The sequence below is a fragment of the Mycoplasma sp. 'Moose RK' genome, assembly GCF_015708155.1.
Taxonomy (GTDB): Bacteria; Bacillota_I; Bacilli_A; order Mycoplasmatales; family Metamycoplasmataceae; genus Mesomycoplasma.
Genome location: NZ_JADDYD010000003.1, coordinates 1 through 24,310 on the forward strand (window position 1 = coordinate 1; position 24,310 = coordinate 24,310).

General features: G+C 31.3%; 13 protein-coding genes. 9 read left to right on the top strand and 4 right to left on the bottom strand.

Going from position 1 to position 24,310, the window contains the following annotated elements; all coding sequences use genetic code 4:
* From trpS to IM807_RS04475, 5 genes are all read left to right on the top strand, one after another.
* Nucleotides 1–532 (top strand): tryptophan--tRNA ligase (gene trpS / locus IM807_RS04045; protein ID WP_308699308.1); only part of this gene is annotated, 532 nt, incomplete at its 5' end.
* Nucleotides 444–809, top strand: coding sequence for a hypothetical protein (locus tag IM807_RS04050; RefSeq protein ID WP_308699309.1), 366 nt, complete (start codon nucleotides 444–446; stop codon nucleotides 807–809). The genes trpS and IM807_RS04050, both read left to right, overlap by 89 nt.
* 12 nt (nucleotides 810–821) lie before the next feature.
* Entirely contained in the window at nucleotides 822–1,376 is a 555-nt protein-coding gene (locus IM807_RS04465; protein WP_374958966.1) for a hypothetical protein, read from the top strand.
* Between the two features lie 8 nt (nucleotides 1,377–1,384).
* Nucleotides 1,385–1,681 (top strand): hypothetical protein, encoded by a 297-nt coding sequence (locus IM807_RS04470; protein ID WP_374958967.1) that lies wholly within the window; start codon nucleotides 1,385–1,387, stop codon nucleotides 1,679–1,681.
* A complete protein-coding gene (locus IM807_RS04475; RefSeq protein ID WP_374958968.1) occupies nucleotides 1,602–2,561 on the top strand; it encodes an aminoacyl--tRNA ligase-related protein in 960 nt (319 codons plus the stop codon). The genes IM807_RS04470 and IM807_RS04475 overlap by 80 nt, the downstream gene beginning before the upstream one ends.
* Before the next feature lie 760 nt (nucleotides 2,562–3,321).
* Here the strand turns inward: IM807_RS04475 and fusA are convergent.
* From fusA to IM807_RS03390, 4 genes are all read right to left on the bottom strand, one after another.
* Nucleotides 3,322–5,406 (bottom strand): elongation factor G, encoded by a 2,085-nt coding sequence (fusA, locus tag IM807_RS03375; RefSeq protein ID WP_196363108.1) that lies wholly within the window; start codon nucleotides 5,404–5,406, stop codon nucleotides 3,322–3,324.
* 12 nt (nucleotides 5,407–5,418) lie between these two features.
* A complete protein-coding gene (gene rpsG / locus IM807_RS03380; protein WP_196363107.1) occupies nucleotides 5,419–5,889 on the bottom strand; it encodes a 30S ribosomal protein S7 in 471 nt (156 codons plus the stop codon).
* Nucleotides 5,890–5,942: 53 nt separating this feature from the next.
* Complete coding sequence (gene rpsL / locus IM807_RS03385) at nucleotides 5,943–6,362, bottom strand: 30S ribosomal protein S12 (RefSeq protein ID WP_196363106.1); 420 nt, start codon at nucleotides 6,360–6,362, stop codon at nucleotides 5,943–5,945.
* 170 nt (nucleotides 6,363–6,532) lie between these two features.
* Entirely contained in the window at nucleotides 6,533–18,163 is an 11,631-nt protein-coding gene (locus tag IM807_RS03390) for a hypothetical protein (RefSeq protein WP_196363146.1), read from the bottom strand.
* 353 nt (nucleotides 18,164–18,516) lie between these two features.
* Between IM807_RS03390 and IM807_RS03395 the strand changes: the two genes are divergently transcribed.
* From IM807_RS03395 to IM807_RS03410, 4 genes are all read left to right on the top strand, one after another.
* Nucleotides 18,517–23,226: a hypothetical protein gene (locus IM807_RS03395; RefSeq protein ID WP_196363147.1), complete on the top strand. Its 4,710-nt coding sequence runs from the start codon at nucleotides 18,517–18,519 to the stop codon at nucleotides 23,224–23,226.
* 127 nt (nucleotides 23,227–23,353) lie between these two features.
* A complete protein-coding gene (locus IM807_RS03400) occupies nucleotides 23,354–23,650 on the top strand; it encodes a hypothetical protein (protein WP_196363148.1) in 297 nt (98 codons plus the stop codon).
* Between the two features lie 115 nt (nucleotides 23,651–23,765).
* Nucleotides 23,766–23,945: a hypothetical protein gene (locus IM807_RS03405; protein ID WP_196363149.1), complete on the top strand. Its 180-nt coding sequence runs from the start codon at nucleotides 23,766–23,768 to the stop codon at nucleotides 23,943–23,945.
* Between the two features lie 143 nt (nucleotides 23,946–24,088).
* Nucleotides 24,089–24,310, top strand: a 222-nt coding sequence (locus IM807_RS03410) for a hypothetical protein (protein WP_196363150.1), incomplete at its 3' end; no start/stop codon positions are given.

The window sequence follows — 24,310 nt, forward strand, 5'->3', positions numbered from 1 at the left end:
TAAAAATCGCAAAAGTATTTTTGCTTTCTACCTTGCTTGCGGTTTTGATCCTGAAAAAACTACTTTGTTTTTTCAATCAGAGGTCAGCGCACACGCTGAATCATACTGACTTTTTCAAACACAAACAACAATTGGTGAGCTGTCAAGAATGACACAATTCAAGGACAAATCAAGACAAAAACAACAAAATAACACCGAAACTATCCCAACCGGCTTGCTCACTTATCCGATTTTAATGGCTGCTGACATCCTTTTGTACAACGCTGATTTTGTTACTATTGGCGCCGATCAGGCACAACATCTTGAATTAACACGAAATATTGCAGAAAAATTCAACAAAAAATTCAACGCTAATTTCAACATTCCTGAACCTGTAATTTCACAGGCAACCAAAAAAATTATGTCGCTAACCGATCCAACCAAAAAAATGTCCAAATCAACAAGTGACAAAAATTCGGCAATTTTTCCTGACTGATTCACCAAAAGTTGCTTTTCAAAAAATTCAAAAAGCCGTAACTGACTCAGAAAATAAAATTTACTTTAGTGAAAACAAACCTGGAATTACGAACCTTTTAAACATTTTTATGGGTCTTAGTGGCAAAAATCAGGAAGAAACCCTTGCTTTTTTTCATGACAAGGATTACTTTTTTCTCAAGCAGACTGTTGGTCAAATCGTTGCTGATTTTCTTGAAGAAATTCAAGAAAAATACCAGCAAAATGCAATTATTATTGATGCTTTGGCAACAATTGGTGCCGAAAGAGCAGCAAAAATTGCTAATTTAAACTTGAATAAAATTAGAAAAAATTAGGGCTTTAAATTCATGAACCAAAAAATTGATAATCAGCTCAACCACTCTGCCGCTCACCTTTTGGCATGTGCGATTAAAATACTTTTCCCGCAGGTAAAATTGGGAAATTGCGCTATTTTTGAAGATGGTTTTTTCTATGATTTTGATTTGGAAAATTCAATTTCACAACTTGATTTTGCAAAAATTGAAAAAATGATGCAAAAATTGTTGACAAAAAACCTACAGATTATTAAAAAAAATTCTTTAGAATCAAGAATTTTAACTGAAGAATATAAAAAAATTTTAGAGAAAAATTTTAGAGAAAAATCTGCAAAAATCACCTATTTTTCTATAGTTGATCAAAATAAAAACGAGATTTTGCAGATTTTTGCACAACTGGTGAACTTGAATCTCTTAATAAAATCAAACATTTTAAACTTCTTAACATCGCCGGTGCTTATTGACTTGGTAGCGCAAAAAACAAGCAACTGACACGAATTTATGGCACCTGCTGAGATTCAAAGGAAAATTTGGCAAAATTTCTTGAAATTTTGCGTCAAAGACAAGAGCAAGACCACCGCAAGCTAGGGAAAAAAATGCAATTATTCACTTTCAGTCCCCTTTTTGGTTTAGGGTTTCCTATTTGGCTTGAAAATGGGATGAAAATTCACAACAAAATTAAACAAGTAATTCTCAAATTTGACCGTAATTACGGCTTCAAAGAGGTGATGACGCCCCACTTTGGTCATCAAAAGCTATACGAAATTTCCGGACACCTAGATCATTATAAAGATGATATGTTCGCATCTTTGGATGTTGATTCAGAGTTCTTGATTCCAAGGCCAATGACCTGCCCCTCACCATATTGTGTTGTTTTCTGGCCAACTTTTTAGTTATAGAAATTTGCCTTACCGGATTTCTGAGCAATCGCGTTTGTATCGTTACGAAAAATCAGGCGCGCTTTCTGGGCTTGAGCGCGTGCGCGCAATGGATCTTACAGAAGGTCATATTTTTGTTGCCAAAAATCAAGTTTTTGATGAAATTAATCACCTTTTTGGAATGATTTTAACAGTTCTTAATTTTTTTAAAATCGAAGTTTCATACATTTCTTTTTCACGAAGAGATCCTGAAAATAAGGACAAATTTTTTCAAAATGATCAAATTTGAAATCAGGCCGAAAATGATTTAAAGCAATTTTTGGACTCAACTGGTGTTGATTATGTTGAAAAAATTGGTGAAGCAGCTTTTTATGGTCCAAAAATTGATTTTCAAATTAAAACTGTTTTCAACAAGGAAATCACGATTTCAACGATACAACTTGATTTTTTGTTGCCAAAAAAATTTGAAATTTTTTTCACAAATGAGCACAACGAAAAGGAAACGCCGATCCTGATTCACCGGGGTTTGATTGGCACATATGAAAGATTTATTGCGATTTTGCTTGAACAAACTAAAGGAGTTTTGCCATTTTGGCTTTCACCAAAACAAATTGTTGTCATTCCGGTGACAGAAAAACACTTTGATTTTGCACAAAAAGTTCACAAAAAACTCTTTGAACTTGGGTTTGAATCTGAAATTGATCTTCGGAATGAGCGAATTTCTCGTAAAATTAGAGAGGCAAATTTGCAAAAAATTAATTTTCAAATTGTTATTGGTGACGAAGAAGTTGTAAATAACCAAATTACTTATCGTGAATTTGGTTCGACAAAAACTGAAACAGTTTCACTTGAAAGTTTTATTGAAATGCTGAATAATTTAGTAAAAAATGTATAAAAAAATCACAAAAATTCCTGATTTTTTCTTTTCTTTCATTACAATTTTTTTACCTATTGGTCTAATTTTTGCATTTTTCTCACCTGATTTTTATGGAAAAGTGATCATTTCCTACTGAATTTTGCTTTTAGTTGCAATTCTTAATTTTTTTGTTTGCATTTTGATTTCACTGATTTGAATTAGGCTAAAAGTTGTTCAGTTTTCCTTTATTTTTTACTATTCAGTCATACTTTTTTCCCTAACAGTTTTGCTTTTAACTTATCCTCTAAGTTTGAACAAAAATCTTTTGAGTCTCCGGATAATTTTGACCTGCACTACCATTTTTTTAATTATTCCTTCCCTCATGGTCAAAAAAAAAATTGAATTGCGTTTTTCAAAAAGACAATTTAAAAAAAATAAATCCAAAAAGACACATTAAGAATTATAAATTTTTCAATTTTTCTGTATGAGCCCGCTTTTTTTGATTTTTGGGGAATTACACATGAAAATGCTGTCTCACGAGCGGAAAAATTAAGAAAAATTTAGCCATTTTTTCGCTTTTTGTGGTTGTTTTTACAACCACAAAAATAAAAAAGCACCTATTTTTGGTGCTTTTTTATTCCTCAGTTTTTTAATAAAGATCAATAAAAAACTGAGGAATTTTGAATAGGTAAAAAAATGAGTTTTCAAACTGACATCGATTTTTTAAAGTAAAAAAATGTAAGTTTTTTCTTAATTTCTTCCTTTTTTTGCCAAAAAAAGGAAGAAATTTTAAATTAAATTAGTCATCAGATTTAATTGCGCGCTGCTTGACAATCACATCAGAAATGTTTTTAGGCACGACTTCATAATGATCAAATTGCATCTGGTAGGTGCCACGCCCTGAAGTCATTGAACGAAGTTGGGTCGAATAACCAAACATTTCTGATAAAGGAACATGGGCACGAATCACATTTGCCCCATCTGAACGAGTTTCTTGCTCACGAACAAGTCCACGACGACGTGATAAATCACCCATTACATCACCTGAATATTCAGAAGGAGCAAAGACAGAAACGTCCATAATCGGTTCTAAAAGTACTGTTCCTACAGCATCACGAGCGCGAGAAAGCGCTTTTGATGCAGCAATTTTGAAGGCCATTTCAGAGGAGTCAACTTCGTGAAATGAACCATCAAAAAGGGTTGCACGTACATTTATTAGCGGGTAACCTGCAAGAATTCCAACTTGCATCTTTTCTTCAAGACCTTTTTGAATTGATTTGATATATTCTTTAGGAATTTTTCCACCGACAATTTTATCAACAAACTCAAAGCCTTCTTCTGGATTAGGTTCAAATTTAATTCAAACATGACCATACTGACCACGTCCACCGGATTGTTTAATATATTTTCCTTCAACTTCAGCACTTTTTGTAATTGTTTCACGATAAGAAACCTGAGGTTTTCCAACACTAGCTTGGACATTAAACTCTCTTTTGAGGCGATCAACAATGATGTCAAGGTGCAATTCACCCATTCCTGCAATAATAGTTTGACCAGTTTCAATGTCAGTTCAAGTTTTAAAAGTTGGATCTTCATTGGCTAATTTTTGGAGAGCATTGGCTAATTTTTCTACTTCTGCTTTAGAAAAAGGTTCTAGTGATTGTGAAATAACAGGTTCAGGGAAAACCATTTTTTCCAAAACAAAATTCTTACTTTTTTCAGAAATCAAGGAATCACCAGTTGTTGTGTCTTTTAGACCAACAAAAGCGCCAATATCACCAGTGCGAACTTCATCGATTTCTTCACGGGAATTGGCGTGCATTGCCAAAATTCGACCAACTCTTTCTTTTTTACCTTTTGTTGAATTAATAATGTAAGAACCTTTGCTTAAAACTCCAGAATAAACACGGAAAAAGGTGAGCGAACCAACAAAAGGATCATTCATAATTTTGAAAGCAAGGGCAGAGAATTCTTGATTATCACTGGCTTCAATTGTAATTTCTTGTTCATCACGAAAAGCTTTAATTGGTGGGACATCCACTGGCGAAGGTAAGTAATCAATTACAGCATCAATCATTTTTTTGACACCTTTATTTTTAAAGGATGAACCACAAACAACAGGAAAGAAATCACCAGTAATTGTCGCCTTTCGAATTGCGGCACGAAGTTGTTCAGGCGAAATTTCCTTTTCTTCAAGAAGATCATTAAGAAGATTTTCATCATAATCAGCGACTGCTTCTGCAAGTTGAGCACGCATTTTCCGGGCTTTTTCCTCAAGTTCTTGGGGAATTGGAATTTCGTTTTCGTTTTCCTCTTTTTGACCATCATAATTAAAAGCTTTAAATTCAACAAGGTCAATCAAGCCACTAAAATCGCCTTCAGAACCAATATTTAGTTGAATTGCAACAGCATTTCCATTCAATTTTGTGCGCACAGATTCAATTGATGCTTCAAAATTAGCTCCTGCTTTGTCCATTTTGTTGACATAAACAACACGGGGAACATGATAATTTGTTGCTTGGCGTCAAACTGTTTCAGTTTGGGGTTCGACTCCCGATTGAGCATCCAAAACAGCAACTGCACCATCTAAAACTCGCAATGAACGTTCAACCTCAACAGTAAAATCAACGTGACCGGGTGTATCGATAATGTTAATTCTTTTTCCTTTTCAAAAAGCGGTCGTTGCTGCAGAGGTAATTGTGATTCCACGCTCTTTTTCTTGCTCCATTCAGTCCATTTGGCTAACGCCATCATGGGTTTCACCAATTTTATGGATTTTACCAGTGTGAAAAAGAATTCGTTCAGTCGTTGTTGTTTTTCCGGCATCAATATGAGCCATGATTCCAATATTGCGGTAATCTTTAAGTTCAAATTTTCGAGACATATTAACAAAATCCTACCATTTAAAGTGAGCAAAAGCGCGGTTTGCTTCAGCCATTTTGTGGGTGTCCTCTTTTTTCTTAAAGGCACCACCAGTTTTGTTATAAGCATCAATAATTTCATTCGCTAAACGAACAACCATTGTTTTTTCGTTGCGTTTACGGGCAAAAAGGATTAATCAACGAAGAGCCAAAGTTTGTTGACGCTTCAAGCGAACTTCCATTGGCACTTGATAGTTTGTTCCGCCAATTCTACGAGAACGAACTTCAGCAAGTGGAGTAACATTTTTAACTGCTTGCTGAAAAACTTCAAGCGGATCTTTTTCAGTTTTTTGTTCAACCAATTTAAAAGATGAATAAAGAATATTTTGGGCTGTAGTTTTTTTTCCCTCAAGCATCACACAATTAATTGCTTTTGTGATCAATTTGGAATTAAAAACTGGATCTGATAGCACTTCGCGAATTGGTGCTTGTTTCTTTCGTGACATTTTTACTCCTTTTGAAAATTAAAATCTTTTCATTTTTTGTCTTTTAACAAATTTTATTTGTTATTTTTCGGTTTTTTAGCACCATATTTTGAACGACCTTGTGCCCTTTTTGCAACACCAGTAGTGTCTTGAGTTCCACGAACAATATGGTAACGAATCCCAGGCAAATCTTTTACTTTCCCACCGCGAATTAGCACAATTGAGTGCTCTTGCAAGTTGTGACCTTCGCCAGGAATGTAAGCATTAACCTCAATTCCATTTGAAAGTTTAACACGGGCAAATTTTCGAAGGGCTGAATTCGGTTTTTTCGGCGTCATTGTTGCAACACGAGTACAAACTCCACGCTTGAAAGGTGAACTTATTTTTAGTTCTTTTTTATGCAATGAGTTAAAAAGTGTGTTCAACGCTGGAACTTTGGATTTACCGATTTTTTTAACACGGCATCCTTTAGATAATTGCGATATAGTTGGCATTTTCCCCTTTAAAGTGCTGAAATACAGCATGATTTTTATTTAGCTAACAACCATTTCGGTTGTATCAAAAGAATATTCTTCTGTAAATTAAAAAATAATTATAACAATTATTTTATAAATTAGTATAAAAAACCCAGATAATTTTTTCTAACAATTTTTTGCAAATTTTTTTAATTTTCAGGTAATTCAGGAGGTTTAAAAGGCCCTAGCATATCATAATAATTTAATGGATCGTAGAGTAATGGCTTGTGAATGTTTCCACTACCATCCAAATTCATTGATATAATTCAAGAAGAAGTTCCATCTGAATTCACAAAGCGTTCGGCTTTTGTTTTTTGATTGTAATAGTCCCAACTAGCTTGTGTTTCTTCAATTCCTGGTTGCGATGTTTTTCCTTCTTTATTTTTTACATAAATAATTTTTCATTTTTTACCTGAATATCGAGTTCCTCAAGAAACAGCACCAATACCTGTTTGAATTTGCAAATCAGTTGTTTTTGAATTAGCGGTTAATCGTGGTATAGCCCTATTTTGATAAAATATTCTATTTAATTCACTATCATTAGTAGTTCATTCACCATAGGAAGGTGCAGATCAAAAAACATTTGAGATGTTTTTTGGAAATTTATTAATTCTAGGAATTAATTCCTGATTTTTTCTTGTAGTAGATCCTCATTCGTTTCAGTAATTATTTCCTTCATCTATTATTGAAATAGCATCATGAGGTTGTGCTGAACTAGAATAAGGCATAACATGCCCTGGCGTTCCATAAGGAGAATTTGGCACAAATGAATAAAGATTTTGGATTGAATCCTTTGATTTTGTTTTTAATTGTAAGGAAATTGGCAGATTAACAATCTTTCCTGCTTGGTAGAAAAGTGCTTTTGCATCTTGAAAAACTTGTGGTAAATGAAAATAGCCAGTATTAGAATTAATTTTTCAATAAAGTGTTAAATATTTAATGTTTTTTCCTACATCTAATTTTGTCCTGATTGCCACTGGCGGTTCTGGAACTTTAAGAGTTTGAATATCACTTCATTTCCTTGCATTTCCAGTATTTTTGTAGATCTTATCATCGGGTTGTCAAAGATGTAGTTGAGACTTTGAATCATCTTCACCATCATTAATAATAACCTTCAACCAATCTTGTTCTTTATAAGGGGTTAAGTGCGGAAACTCACCAAAAGGATTATAATCTTTTCCGGTTGGTTGAATTAAATCATTTGGATCATAAATTGCATAACTAAATCCTATAAGTCCTGGATTCATATAATCAACATTTGTCGGCGTTACCATTGCTGCTTGTGAGGTAAGACGGAAAATAACGGATTGTGGATTAGATGAAGATGAAGATGAAGATGAAGATGAAGATGAAGAATTTGTTGGATCAAAATGATATTTTTCAACATCTTTAATAATAATTTCAACTCTAGCTCCAATTACAGATTTAAGAGTTTTGGGTTGTAATTTTAAACTAGCAATCTGACTTTCAGGATTTCATTTTAGATCTGAAAGAGTTAAATAATACTTGAAATTTCCTTTCATTGAAGGGGTATAACTAGTAATGCTACTAAAATCTTCTTGATAATCACTGTCAGAGCTAGTACTACTTTTTTGATTAGGAATCAACTTTAATTTTAAATTTTGTTTAAGTCACTCAGTATTAATTGCCGTTGCTGCTTCCTTGTTAAATTTAATGTAAATTTGTTCACCTTCATAATAATCATATCTGATTGGATGTGACCATCCACTTTCAAGTTTTACTGGAATGTTCAAAGGTGCAAAGTAAATTTTATCAGGACTACTTTTTTTAATAGGTAATCCTTCAACATCTTTAAGAAATTTAAGTAATTCTTCAGTTGGTTTAAGACCACTTATTTTATGATTGTCTTTAACTGCACCATCAAGAGGCTCAGCACTAGTTACTTCATAAATAGCACCCGGATCAAGATTTGAAATATTAAAAGTTAATTTTTTGGTTTTTGTATTTATTAAAACAGGAAGTGAAGTATTTTCAATACTTTCAGCAAAAACAGTTGGAAAAATCTTTTTATATTTTAGTACAAAAGGAACATCAGCAATTGAACTAGCTTGCTTTTCATCTTTTAATTCAATTTCAATATTTACAATTGAAGTAGAAAGGGGTTTTAATGTTACGGGGTTATTAGTAGCAAGGCTTAAATTCTTTGCTGTTGTCCGAAACTTACGCAAAAACTGTTTTGCCCCTGATTGAATTTCTGGGACAAATTCTACTGTAAGATCTTGTAAAGGAGCGTTTTGTTGATTTTGATTGCCACCACCCGAAGATGATGAGGATTTTTCAATTTTCAAAGTTAAATCTTTGTATTCAGTGTATTGCTCAAGACCACTAAATTTAAATTCAAGGCAACTTTGACTTGAACCTGTGCATTGATTTGATTTTTTTTGACCATTATTTGGTTGTTGTTGTTGTTGTTTAGTTGCAGTGAATTTAGGTGTTAAACCTGCATCATTCAGGTCTTTTGTCCATCCTTCTAGTTTGATTGTTGCTGAATCATCATCAATTTGTTTTGCTTCAATATTACTAATAAGTGGCTGTGTAATAAAATCAAGGGTGACAGAACTAGAACTAGTAGAACGTTTTTTGCGGAGTTTAGCAGCAGTTTTCCATCCAGAAGTCAGATTAGGATTTTTTACTTTTGATTTTTCATCAATTTTTAGATCAACAGTTTTGGAAGTCAGCGCTTTAATTGTGTATTTTCGCCCTGGTTCAAGAACATTATTAAATCTAAAAGTAGCTTCAAGTTGCTCTTGTTGCTGCTGAGCACCTCTCCCTCTTCCATCTCCAGATTGGGTCGAAGTTCTAATAGTTGTTGTTGAACCAATCGATTGAGATTGGTCAGTTTTTTCAAGATAAAGGGTAACAAGATCATCTTTTAGGAAAGCATCATCTTTGTCAAATACTAATTTAATTTCAGCAGAATCAGTTGTCACATCCTTTATTTCAGTTTTAACTAATTTTGCATTTTCAGCTTTTGAATAAAATTTTCGTTGAATTGAAGATTGGTCCTTAATTGGAGTGTCAAATTGAATATCAGAAGAACCATTTTTCTTTTTAATAGATTCAATTATATACTGTTTTGCCTTTTTAAGATTAGAGTTTATTGAAAATTTTAAGGTGCTAACTTTTGTTTGTGTTGCAGTCAGTGTTTCCTCTTTTTTCACCTCTTTGTCAGTGGTTTTTCAGGTTTTTGGCAGATATTTATTCCCAAATTGTTCATCTAATTTAGCTTTTAGCTCTATTTGCTGATTATTTAGTTCACCATTATTATTGTAAAATTCAACAGTAACATCGGTTTGACCTTCTGAAACTGCTTCATACTGAATTGCTTTGACAGCATTTGCTGTTTTTAATTCAATAGTACTATTATTTGTTGGTGGTGTGACTGTTAATCTTTGTGGCAAACGCACAGCAAAATTATTTTGAACACCTTCTTTAAGTGTAAAAATATAATCTTTAATTGTATATTTATCTCCAGGGATTAAACCTTTGGCTTCAAGGACGATTTCAGCTTGTTGTGTTCCTGAAGCTGCTGAAGTAGTTATATCTTTTTTCTCAGTATAAAATAATTTTTTCTCTACTGATTCAAGTTCTAATTGGATATTGTATTTATCTTTTAGGAAATTTAGATCACCAGGATCAAGGCTAATTTTAAAGTAACCAGAAGTTAATTCAAGGGTGTTTTTTGTTTGTCCATTAACATTAATATTTGCACTAGCAGTTGTTGAAGTTGTTGCGGTTGTAATTTTTGTGGTTTCAATTGTTGTATTTACAATTGTTTGCCATTTTTCTGATTCAGTAGTTGCTGTTTTTTTGTCACTTGGTTCAATTTTTTCCTTATCAAGATAAAGACTTAAAGGGGTTGCAGACCCACCATTTTTTGGGGTTAAACTAATTTCATCAATTAAATATCAAGAACCTTTTTCAAGATCTGTAAGATCAAATTCTAAATTAACAAGTCCAAAATTTTCTTCATTTGCATTGCTTTGCTGAAGTGTTTTTACAGTAATTGTATTTGAAGTGCCACTTTGAGAAGTTTGACTTGCCTTATTGCTAGGATCTTCTCAACCGTAGGAGTCATTTTTATTATTCAATTTTTTATATTTAATTGTGGCGCTATGATTTGAAAAATCATATTTTTGGGAGTTTTCAACTTCAAGAATTAATTTAATTTGTTTTTCTTGTGGAATATAAGAAAGTTTTGTAATTAAAGGAGCAGTTGTAAAACTAAACGAGGAAATAGCAGTTGCAGTTGCCTGAACTTTTACCGGAACTGGGGCCAACGGGTCAGGAACAATAATTTTAATTTTTTGGTTAGAAGCAGTATTTTCATCTTCAAGACCAATTATTGTATGTTTTGCACCTGCATCCAAATTATCAAGTTCAAATTCATAATAATAAGTTGCTCTATCAGGTTGGTGATTTTTTCAATCCTGTGTTTGCGTAGCAACATTTCCAGTTGCTACTAGCTGTGCATCAACTGCTTTTGAAGTTGTTTTTGAAATCCCTTGTTTTGAGGATCTATATGTTAGTTTTAATTTGGTTGACCTTTCTTGTAAGGGTTTGTCATCTTGAGAGAAGAATACCCGAACTTTTGCTTTTTGTCAGGGTTTTGCTTTTTGTGTTGTTGAATTATCTAACTGATAAGTGATCCCCAAAGCTTTTGCAGTTTCAAAGGTGGTTTGGAATTTTTTAATTTCTTCAGCTGATGTAACCAAATTAGAATCTTTTTGTGCTTCTTCTTTGATTTTTTCATCATCAAATTGGATTTGCTCTTGATTTTTAAACTGAGATGCATCACCTCCAGAGGCAGCGCTCCCATTTGCATTAGTTTGTTCAAAAATTAGTTTTTCAATTGTATATTGTGTATTTTTAATAAGGTTGTTTAATTGAAAAACAACTTTTGAGGTTTTGCCCAGTGCATCCGCTACAATCGTTTGCGTTGATTCATTTGATTGCGATTGATTTGACTTAAATGTTCCTTTTACTTTTTTGCCAATAAATGAACCATTAGGGTCATCAATTACTAATTCAATGACAGCTGATGTTTCAGATATTTTTTTTCTTCTAATTGCAATTATTTTGGTGTTTGTATAAAAACTTCTTTTGGCAATAGTAACTGATTCATCAATTTTAACTGGCGGAAGATCAAGATTTTTGAATAATTCTGATACTCGATCTTTTTCATCAGCAAATTCAAGTGAGTCAACAACATATTTACCTGGTTCGCTAATGTTGTTTATTGTTACTTCGACACTAGGCTCTTGTTTTCCACCATCTACAACATTTAGGTTTGAGATAAAATTATTTTTATCAAGTTCGACAGTTTGTCCCAAACCTTTGGGATTGACATAATTAACTTTTAGTTTATTATATTTTTCTAAGAAGGCTTTGTACTTTTCATCAAATTTAATTGTTAATTTTGCCTGGTTCTGACTAAAATCTGGTTTGATTTCAACAGATTTTACTTCAACTTTTGCAGGGTATGTTAAAAATGCCCTTTTTTCATTGGCTTCAGTAGAATATTTAAATAGACCCTCATTTTCTGAGTTTGAAAAATCTGGTTTACTAAAGACTTGATCCACATTATTATTTGCATCATAGGCAATTTTAGTTATATAATACTGGGTAAAAGGTTCAAGATCAGTCAGCGTGAATTTAAATGTTGTGTTTTGGTTTAGATCATCTTCAGGAGAGGTTTTGTCAGAACCAAGGGCTTGCGCTGAAGTTGAAGGCCCTGTTAGCACAGCCTCAACTTCTTGAATAGTTTCTTTTGCATCTTTACCATCGGCTACTTTTTTATATTTAATTTTTGCCTTAATGGTTTTTTTGTTTTTAAAAACTTCACCAACGTCTTTTAAGGTTAAAAGAAAATCGTAATTTTCGGGGTTTTTTTCATTTCTAAACTGTAGAATTGAATTAACAATTGGCAAAGTAGCAAATTTTTTGTTTTCTTCATGAACTTTTGCTTCATCAAAATAAAAGTTAATTGGTGACACTGGTTGTGTTGCTTGTCTTCGACGTCGAGCTGAAGCAGCTGCTTCATTTTTAATTTTGATAATTTGATAGCCGCTTCCGCCTTCAAGGCTTGTTAAACTAGCGCTAAATTTGATTTCAGTGTCAGATATAGAAACAAAACTTAAATTTTTTTCAAATTCTTTGTGATCACCAATTTTATAATAAACTAATTTTAATTTATCTTTAAAATCATTGTGACCTAAATATTTGTCTTTTGGATCAAAAATAACATCAATGCTTGCTGAATTATCTTTTTTATCATGCTTTTCAATCCTGATGATCTTAGCTGAATCGGGTTTGATAATAAAACTTTGACCAAATTCTTTCTCCCCATTTCCGTCAATAGATCCTTCAATTTTGGTGTTTGTTGACAAATCTTGAAGTTTAACCGCAAAGTCAAAATCAGTTTTTTGGGTGCTTTCCTTAACAGTTTGATCATTTTCGCTTGACCAGGTAACGGTTTCTAACTCATAAGTAGCATTTTTTTCAAGATTTTCTAATTCAAAACTAATTTTTGAATTTTTTGCAGTTGCTTCTTTTTCAACAATTTCAGCAGTGGTTTCACCATTTCCACTAGTTATTTTTTTAAGTTTTATTTTAACACTACGGTTTTCAAACCCGCCCTGATTATCTTTTCGTCCGGCAAGTGGATCCTTGATAGTGAAATTAGCCACATATTTGGTTTCAGTCACCTTATTAATTGAATAGGAAATTATTTCTGGTTTGGTTGCAAAATAGAGTTTATTAATAACTTCTGGCACACTTGTTTGCTGATTATTACTTGTTTGTGATTGATCAGCAAATTTAAAAGTTTTTAGTCTTTTAGGTGCATTTTCGACCTGAGAAGTTATATCTTCAACCTTTGTAAGCATATATAAACTTCCTGGAGTTAGCGCTTGATTGCTGATATCTAAAGTCAATTGTGGCTGCGCTGAAGTTAATTGCGTATTTCTTCTTGATCTTGAAGGTGAAAACTCTTTTTGAGCAGTGATAATTTGACCTGTTTGTGAATTTTGGAAATAAAATTTTAACTGTCTTTTAATTTGTGTGTTTGTTTGACTTGTTAAAAAAGTTTCTGAAGGATCAAATTTAATTGTAACATTTGCGCTATTATTATCAGATTTATAGGAGACATCAACAATTGTCGCAGATTCTGCATCAAGAGTAAATTCCTTTTGAATCAAGTTTGTTTGTGGTTGTTGTTCAAATCCTGCAACTTCATTTTCATTCTGAGTCTGAACTTTTTGAGTTTGACTTATTACTTTCATTTCCTTGATTTCATAATTTCCTGCTTTTTGTAGTCCATTTATTTCAAAAATGGCAATCCCATTAGCAATTTGTGCCTCATAAAAAGTGTTTTGGTTTTGACCAGATGAACTATTTTTTTGTTCAAGCTTAATTTTCAAATACTTATTGTTTCAATTTGCAGCTTTATCATTTATTTTTACAACAATTCTTGCTGAAGTTTCAGAAGTTGAAGTTGTTTTGATTGCTTGAAGATTTGGCGTTGGTGAGAAAAATTGTTTTTCAAAACCAGCTTCAGTTTTTGGTGATTTGTCAAAAATAAATGTAAATTTATCCTTAACAAGACCTAGATTATTTCTAATATTTGTTGTTTTGCCTTTTAAAACCAAGGATTCAATTATATATTTGTCGCCTGGATTTAGACCATCTAACTGAAAACTTACAGTTTTCGATTCTGCATCAATTGTTGCTTCACTTGTATTAAACAAGCTTTCATTTGATAAATTTTTATAATTTAAAGTTATTTCTTTTGAGGTTAAATAATTGTCAATTTTATCAAAAGTTAATTTTAAAGTTAAACTTGAAGTTTGAATACTTTCAATATCGATTTTTGTTATTTTTCCAGTTTGTGCTGTTGTAACAAAAGATTTTGCCTGTTCTAAAGTCGTTGCTGAAGTTTCAAGGACATCAATTTCCTCTTCAGTTTCTTGAATTTGACTTTGAACATTGACAAAAACCGGATCAAGACTTCTTTTGAAACGAGTTGAAAAAATTATTGGCAAAAGATTATTGTGTGTTGCAGGATTTTTTTCAAATTTAACTGTTTTAATTTTGTATTTTCGGGCCTTGGCTAAATTTGTAAATGTAAACTCATAAATTCCGTTCAAACTTACTTGCTCAAGTTTAGTGATTTCCTGTATTGTTTCAGTTTGTTGATTTTTTTGTTCACTATCAGGTTGTTTTTCAATTTCAACAGTAACCTTTTTACCAACAGTGTATCTTCCTTGATCTTTTAGCACCAACTTTACTTTCGCTACTGTTTCCACTGAGGTGTCAATTTCGATATTTTTAACAACAGGTGAAGTTGCAATTATTTGGTCTTTGTAAAAATCAAGTTCATCAAGATAAATATCAACTTTTTGTTTTAAACCGTTAGTTTCAGTATCAAGAACATGTTCAAAACCAAGAATAACATATTGCTGTCCATTTTCAAGTTGTGTTAGTTCAAATTCAACTTTTTGAGTTTCAACATTCTTTGTTGCTTGAACTACCTCTTCGCGAATAACATCATCGCCATTGTATTTTTTATAGCGAACTTTTAATTTATGTTTGTTTAAGAAATCATCAAGTTTTTCACTATTAGTTTTGTTGTTAATTTTGAATTCTTTTTCAAAATTAACTGCGAATTTTGCTGTGTTTTTTGTTCTTTCTAGTAATTTTAGAGCAGTAACATTTGCTGTTTTTGGAACAGTTTCAAATTGTTTTTTGTCTTCTTGATCAAGCAATTTATCCTTGAAAGGAATAGTTATTTTTTGATTCTGAACATTTTGGAAATTAGTTGAATTTAGATCACGACGTGTTCGTGATCTAAATTGAGTTGTCGCCACAGGTTGTTGATTTTTATCAATGATTTCCAAGGATTTTTCATCAATTTGGTAAATTCCTTGTTTGTATAAGTTTGTGATATCAAAGCGGATTCGTGATCCAACAACAGGAGCTTCAATTGTTCCTTGCTTTTCCTGAGCACTTTGTGCTTCATTATCAGAATTATTTTTCTTAATTAATTTATAAGTTAATCTTGCAGTTTTGCCATTGTATTCACCTTTTGCATCAGCAAGAATAAAAGTTGCAATCACTCTTTGCTCATAGGAATTATCGTAACCTAGTTCAATAATTGCGCTTGTGGTGTAAAAGTGCGCTTGTTTTTCATCAAATTTATTTGAAGGATCGCCTGGATCGCCAAATAAAATATTTCTTTCTGAAGTAATTTTTTCAGTTTCATTTGGGTCATTTGAATCAAATTGTTGCTGAATTACCACAGAATTTATGTTGTATTTAGAACCAATTTCAAGATTATCAATTGAAAAAGTTAATGAATTATCTGATTGACCTGATTGACCTGATTGACCTGATTGACCTGATTGACCTGATTGACCTGATTGACCTGATTGACCTGATTGACCTGATTGACCTGATTGACCTGATTGACCTGATTGACTTGTTTTATCAGTTGAAACTGATAAAAGTTTGGAAGTTCCTGCAAGAGTGTAATATAAAACAACTTTGTTATTACCGATTTTGTTGTATGTTTGCGGACTAAAAGTAACTTTAATTTGTGCTTTTGTTTGTTCTTCTTTAATATTTTCAATTTTATTTAACACTAAAGGCGCGTGCACACCAAAGATTTTTTGCGCTTGTGTAATTGATTTTGAGACTTTTAGAATATCAGAATCACCTTTTGATGATGCATAATCATCAATTTCGATTGATTTGATTAGGTAATCTTGACCTTTTTGGAGGTTGCTTACTTCAAGATTGGCAATAATTGAATTATTTTGGATTTCAGCATCAACTGTTTTTGTTTGCCCGCCTGGTTTTAATTCAAGATAAGTAATTTTTGCTTTTTTTAGAGTTTTATTGATGTTTTTAATTGCAATGTTTAAATTAATTGAAGTATCTGATTTTTGGGTGTAATTAATTGATGAAACAGCTGGCAAAGTTGTTCAATTAAGTTTATTGGCGCTGATGTTAGGTCCAAAATTCAAGTATAATTTATTCACATATTCTGCTTTGGAATCAGCAATTCCAATTGAATTAATTACATAATTAGTACCTGCTTCCAGGTTAATTAAGTCTCAAGTTAGTACTAATTTGTTATCATTGATTTTAAAGGCTTGGGCCTGTGATTTAATTAGGTTGCTTGAACCAGCAACTTTAAAATATAATGTAGCGATTTTGTCTTTAATAAAATCATCAACTGAATCTAACATGATGCTTACACGGGCAAAATTTTCTGCAACTTTGTCAATGTTAATTGACTCAATTTGGGCACTTGTTGCTTGTGTAAAGAATTTTTTTTGCTTTTCATCAAAGTTTTTCGAAAAGAAAATTTGGTTTGTGCTTTTGCTGCCATCTTCAGAAAAATTAGTAATATTACTTAATAATTCCAATGATGAAATTGTAAAATGGGTTTCTTTTGGCAAATTAGTCGCTGTTGATAAAAGCTTATTTCCAACAACAAGTCCAGTAGTTGAAAATAATTTTGAAGGTGCATTATCGGCAAAAAAGTTAATTTTTACATTTTGACCATTTAGCATCAATGATTGGTCGTTGAACTTAATATCAAAATTTGAAGAATTATTCCCATCAACAATTGTTTTAATTCGGGCAATTTCTGGTGCAGAAATAAAGGAAAGGTCACCATTAACACGAATTGATAGTGAACCAGTATTGTCCCAAATTCTTGAAATTCAGAATTTAGCACCTCCAGGAATTTGCTTTAAGTCAAGATTTGCGTAAACTTTTTGGTTTTCAATAATCAAAGAAATATTATTTGCAACTGCAAATTGGTACTCATTGGCCTCATTTTTTCAATAATATTCAAGATTAATTTTTGCTTTTGGGTCTAATTTAGTTTCATTATTTTTAAAAGCAAGGGAAATTTCAACTAAAGCAGAATTTAAACCATAGGATTTTTGGTTTAAATTAATAATTTTGCCATCAATTGGACTTGGGGAAAAATATCTGTTTGCTAAAGGTGAAATTTCTAAATCAAAAGTTGAATTAGGATCATCAAAATAATATTTTGTGTTAACAATCTCGTATTTTTTTGATTTTTCCAAGTTTTTTAACACAAAACTTGCAGTTTTGCCTTCAAGATTATCGACTAAGTTTCCATTCGCGCTATGAATTTTGTCAGACCCAACTTCTTTATAATAAAGAATTAAATTAGCGCCTTGCAACAATGATTGTGAATCAAATAAATCAAGGTTGACAATTGTGTTATTGCCTTGATCGAAATGGCTGAACTTTTCTACTCTATTTTTAGTTGAGAAAAAATTAGCAGTTTTTGAAAAACTAAAATAATAACGAGGGTTGTTTGCTGCCACTAATTGCAATTTATAAATTGAACCACCAAGCAAATTGTCAGAATAAGTGCTGAAACTGTCAGTTTTAGGATTATATTTTACCTTGGTTTTAATTTGAGCACGTGATTCTTGATTAATATAAATAAGCTCAAGATCAGCATTTTTAACTCAATTTGTGTCTTTTTTATTTTTACCTTGCAATTTAAAGCTAAAATCACCAGAATTTGCAGTAACATTTTCAGCAATAAAATCCTGAACATAAATTGTTTTTGGAGTAATAATTTTTGCAAGATAAGGCGACAAAGAAACCACGGCTCCAGTCACAAAACCACTGCTGGCAAGTAATTTACGAGTTAAATGGACATTTATTTTCTTTTCACTTTGTTGATTGGTTTTAAGTTCTTTTTTCATATTTTACCTCGCTATCAAAGCTTTTTTTACTAATTAAAAATAAAAACATAACTAGAAAACTAATTCTAGTTATTAATGACAAAAGATAAGTTTTTTGATATTTTTGATAGTAATATTTAGCAAGTTCAATTTTTATTATACAAAAAAAAAAAAAAACAAAAGAAAAAGGGAAATAATGTATAATTTACCTTGTACTATCCAATATTATTAATTTTCAAATCCTTACTTACTACTTAAAAAATTAATGGTTTTATTTTTTAACAACCATTAATTTTTTGTTTAAATTTATTGATTTTTAGTATATTAATTTATAAATAATATTATTGACAAAATTTCAAATTCAAGGAGCAAAAATGGCAGATATAACAAAAAAGGCAAAAAAAACTTTAAACAAAACAAAAAAACGTGCAATTATTCTTTCATTTTTAGCATTTGGTGGACTTTCAATTGGATCACTTGGTTTTTTACCATTCTTGATGAAAACTTGAAATACCTTACAATACAACATTGTTGATTTCAAGCACATCAATCGTGACAATGCTGCTTATGAACTCGAATTTGCGCTCAGTGATTTTGATGCTTACAAGCTAAATTATCAAGATTTAAATGTTGATTTTACTTTGGATAAAGAAGGAAAACAAGTAGTCACTTCTCACAAAGCAACTTATGATGATTTTTCTCGTTCATGAAAAATTAATTCAAATTATGATGGTCTTAATTTTGGAAAACGTTACTATTTAAAAGTTTACCTTGATGCAAAAAATCAAAAACGTTTTGCTGCCAAAAAAGTCATTAGTTTTGGTGAAAATGTTGTAAATTTTGTTGATACCCCGCCAGCAGTTCGTACAATTAATTTTGAAACAAAAACACCTTCAACAGCGTCAGTTTCACTTAAATTTGCTGATGAAAGCGCTAACCTTGAAGGTAAAAAAGTTGCCCTTGAGTATTATTATGTCCTTAAGAATCAATCAAATGATCTTGAAGACAAGTTAAGCGACACACACACACACACATCCTACGTTGATTCAAGTGTTGTTAAAAATGGTGTTGCTGAATTTAACTTAAAAAATCTTTATCCTGGTCTTGATTACCGAATTAGCGCAATTCGCTACATTGACAAACAAAATACAAGTCAAATTCCGCTTGTGCCAATGCAAAAAATTGCCCTTGATTCAGAAATTGATTATAAAAGGCAAGGAAATGAAGCCAAAAAGTCACTTTTTGAGCAAACAACTGGAAAAATAAGAGTAATTGCTGCATCTTTGATTGACCAAAATTTGTCTTATCAGCAAAAAAGAATGACAATTACTTTCCAAAATTTGGATCCAAGTGTTTCTTTGGAAAACAAAGTAATTAAAATGTTTTATAAAAATGCTTTGACAGGCAAAGAATTCACTACTTCTGGTACTTTTCTAAGCAATCTTGTAACATTTGATCTTAAAAATCTTGACCCTGGGTCAAAATATTATATTACAAAATTTGAACTTGATTCAGCAAAAGTGGATTTTTCTGATACTTTTGTGAAAAATTTTTACACTCCAGCGGCAATTGTTGATTCAAAAACTCAAGTTGGTGCGACTTATGCAAATATTGAACTAACAGTTGTATCTGTTGATGATTTGACAAAAACAACTGCATTTTTATACCTTGATAACACCGCTGTTATCCCTCCTTTGGCAAAATTCATCAAGACAGAAAAGGAAAATACTTACAAAATAAATTTAACTCCCAAAGAGTTAACAAATGCAACAAAATATAACCTAAATCGTCTAGTTTTGCAGTCCCAAGTTCCTGATTCTGTTTTTGCAAAGGCAAAAGATGGTTACAATTATTTTACAATTCCGTGAATTAACCAACTTGAAGTTGCTTCTTTAAAAAGAAATTTTGTTACATCAATTTCTGATTTAAAAACCTTTATTAAATTAGAACCAAGGGTCACTGCTTCCAAAGTTGAATATACTCTTGGATTTGGTCTTGATTCTTCTTTTCTTAATGATAAAAATCTTGTTTTACACTATTATAAAAAAGGCGATCCGAGTGAAAAATATGTTTCAAGACCCGCAATTGCTGAAGGTTCTGAAATTAGATTTGAATTAAACGAGTTTTCTGGATCAACAACTTACAAACTTGATAAAATTACAATTGAAGGTTATCCTGATCTGGCAGTAGCAATTAAATATGATCAAAACAAAAAATCTGATCAAGGTCTTAATTTTGATGAATTTTTCACCAAATATTTTGTTTCAAAGATTGATTTTGCAGAAATTACCGAAACAAGTGCCAAAGTAAATGTTGTAATTTCCGGCGATTTTAAAAACAGCATTTACAAACAAAGTTCAAACAGTCAAAGTTTTAAGGCAAAATTAATTTTTGGTCAACCAGGTTTTACCAATCTATCAAAAACAATTGACATTAACCTTGCATCACAAGATGAAAATTTTACCTTGACTCAGGATGAATTGCTTTTTCATTTTAAACTTGATAATTTGGATCCAAAGACAAAATACAAAGTTGCTGACCTTGAGGTGATCGGAAAATCAAACCTTTTTGACCTTGAAAACATCATTAATTTAGACGCAGAATTTAGCACTGCTTTCCAAAGAGTAAAAGTTTTAGGTTCTAATTTTGATCAAATTACTGAAAAAACAGCAACTGCAAATATTTATTTTGATCCAGTTTTCAACAATTTTCTCAACGGTCTTAAATTCAAGGCAAAATTTAAAGATGAGACTAATAAAATTGTTGCTTATCCAAGCAATTCTTACCATGAAATTAAAAATAATCGTTTAAAAGTGGAGCTGGTAAATCTTGAACCAGGAAAAAAATACACTTTTGTTGGTCTTGAATCAGATCCTGAACAAGAAAAAGGTCTAGAAAACCTTACTTTTGAATATTTTGATCAAAAGGATCAAACAAAAACAATCTTGCCACCTTTTTTCTATACAGTACCAAAAATAGCTGCAATTAAAAGCGAACCTAAGCAAGATTCATCGAAAATCACTGTTGATTTTGGAATTTCTGATCCTAATTTTGGAAAAAGACCAAATAGTTCTGATAAAAATGCCATTATTTTTGTTAAAAATAATGCAACTGGAGCAACTTCATCAGCAACTGCAAAAATTTTGTTTAAAGAACAGAAAAATATTGCTGAATTTAACCTTGAAAATCTTAAAAAATTAAGTCATCACACAATTACACAAATTTTAGTTGATTCACAAAAAATAAATTATAGCGAAAATCTTGAAGATGAAAAAGCAGCACAGCGAAACTTTAACACAGTTGCAACAACTGCAAGTGTTGTTAAGGTTTTACAAACTAAAAAAGAATTTAACAAAATTGGTCTAAAATTATCTTTTGATCCAATCAAAGATAATTTTATAAAAAATGACCAAATTCAGGTTGCACTTATTAATAAAACTGATAATTCAACTGCAGAAGCCACAGGTACAGTTTCTGATTCGCTAGTTTTAGATCTTGAATTTACAAACAACATCAAACCAGGTTCTGAATACACAATTAGTAAATTAACTAATTTAACAAAGGATAAAAATATCCAAACTTCAGTTGGTTTTGAATTCAAAAAGGCTGAAAATTATTCACCTGATTTATCAGGTGATAACAAAAATGAAAAAATTTATTCTTCACTTGAAGTAAAAAGTTTTTCTGTTTTAAAAAACGAAAATGAAACTGTCAAAGTTAAATTAGAATTTACTGATGCCGAAAAAGCATTGTTAAGCACTACAAAACCAACAATTTCCCTTTTGTTAAAAAACTCACAAACCAATGAAATTTTAACAGCAACAACACAAGCAAAAGAAGAAGATGGCAAAATTACAGCTGAATTTAGTTTTGAAAATCTAGAAAGAAACCAAAAATATGTACTAGTTTCAGTAAATGATTTTAGCAGTGCAGCTCCGCAATTTCACTTAAATTCTGATTTAAGCAGTGAAGACAAAAAATCATTTTATGTAAATGTTGACAAAATTGAAGTTAAAAACATTGTTTATTCAAATATTAAATCAACTTCTGTTAAAGCTGAAATATTTTTTGATCCAATCAAGGATCATTATCTAGCTGAAAAGGAAATTGAAGTTGAAATAACAAAAGATGAAGATCCTGCTGCTAAATTTGTTAGTGTAGCAACGCAAGTTCAAGGCACTCCAATTACAAGGAAAAAAGTAAAAATCATTAAATTAGATGACAACAGACTTAGAGCCGAAGTTGAATTTGAAAACCTTGATGAAGGAACGGATTTTAAAATCAAACTTCTTAAATTAGCTAAAAATGCAATTCATACAAACAACAAAAATGTTGAAACTGGTCCTAAATTTGAAATAGTTGATGAATTTGTGTCCTCAGTTGCTGCATCATCACCGGACAAAAAAATTGGCCAAATTGATGATAATTCAAAGCAAAAAACACTCAAATTTGCAACTGATATTGTAATTTCAGACATTAAAATTAATGAAAATAACTCCTCTGACAAACAAAGATCTGCTGAAATTAAAATTGATTTTACTAACTCAAACAATGAAATTTTAAAACTAAAAAAAGATCAAGTTGTTACAATCACTTTAATAAATAAGCAAACTGGAAAATTAATACTTACCTCTGCCAAGGTTGTTGCTGAAGAATCAACCCAAGGAAACAAAAAAACAGCAGCATCTGCAACTTTTAATTTTCAAAATAATCTTGACAAGCTAACAAAATACGAAATTAGCTCTGTCTCTGTTGTTCGTAGAAATGGAGTCTATCCAATTCCATTTTCTACTAAAATTAGTCAAGAAAAGAAAAGCTTTAGTACGCAAATTAATTCTGTAACAGTTAAAAATATTTTTTACAGGGACATTAGCAAAACCTCTGTTGAATTAACAACTGTTTTTGATTTTATTGAAGATAATATTTTAAATGATCAATTTGAGGCTGAATTAGAATATGAACTTGAAAAACCACAAGGACAAAATAGTATTTTAAAAACTTCTAAGGTTGAAATTACTAACAACCGTGCAATTTTTATAATTGAAAACCTGATGAAGCAACTGGTTATAAAGTCAAAGATCTAAAGCTTACAAAAAAACATTAGTTCGCAGAGCTCGTTCATTAAGAACAAGACGAAGTATACAGGATGAAAACACTGGAAATATTAGTGTAAATTTTGATAAAACTGAAGTTGAACAAACAAACAAGAAATTGTTTGCAACAAAATCATTGATTTCCGAAATTAAACTTGACCCTAATTTGATTCAATTGCCACAAGGCGCACAAGTTACATTTGATAAAACTGCATTATCTGACACAAGTGCTGGTCTTGAATTAAAAATCAAGGATCCAAAAGAATTTTTCAAAAATTATCAAGCAAGAAGTCATGAAATTAAATTGTTAGGTAAAATCAAAAAGAACTGGTGCAATCGCTGAAGTGGGTTCTGATTTTTCCTATGACTCTGGAATATAAATTTGCAATTCTGAAATTTAAATTTGATAATTTAGAAAAATACACTGTTTATGAAGTTGTTGATATTTTTCTAAATGGTGTTCCGGTTGGTTTTCTTGGTACTTTAACCTCAACAACAGCGCCAATTCCGCACAACTGCAAAGGAAGTTTTTGCCTGAACTGATTTCACAAATTGAGTTTAAAAAACATGGCGCTGTTGTTAGAATGGTGTTTGATGTTTTCAAAAACTGATTTTTAGTTGACAATAAAGTGAAAATTACCTTCAAAAAATTAGGTAATCAAACCCAGGATGATCCTGAATTAACAGCAGAGGCAAAAAGTTGAAAGTAACGGTTTTGCTGTTTTCAACATTGATAAAGAAAACATCAAAAATAAGGTACCTCAAGGAACAAGGTTTGAAATATCAAAACTAGAATTTGTTCCAGAAATTCGTGATAACCAAAAAATTGTCAAGGATTTTCCATTAGATAAAATTGCTGCAGTTTGACCAAGAAAAAATTTTAACCACATCACAGACTCAAAATGCAGTTACAGTTCTTGATTCTAACCAAAAACAATTGCAGCAACCAAAAAATACTCAATTTCAAGATGTTCAAGTACAGCAAACAGAAAATAATGCTGATTTTGCTGATGTAAATTTAAGAACAAGTCCACTAATTGGTCAAACACAACAAAATTCACAACCAAAGTTAAAA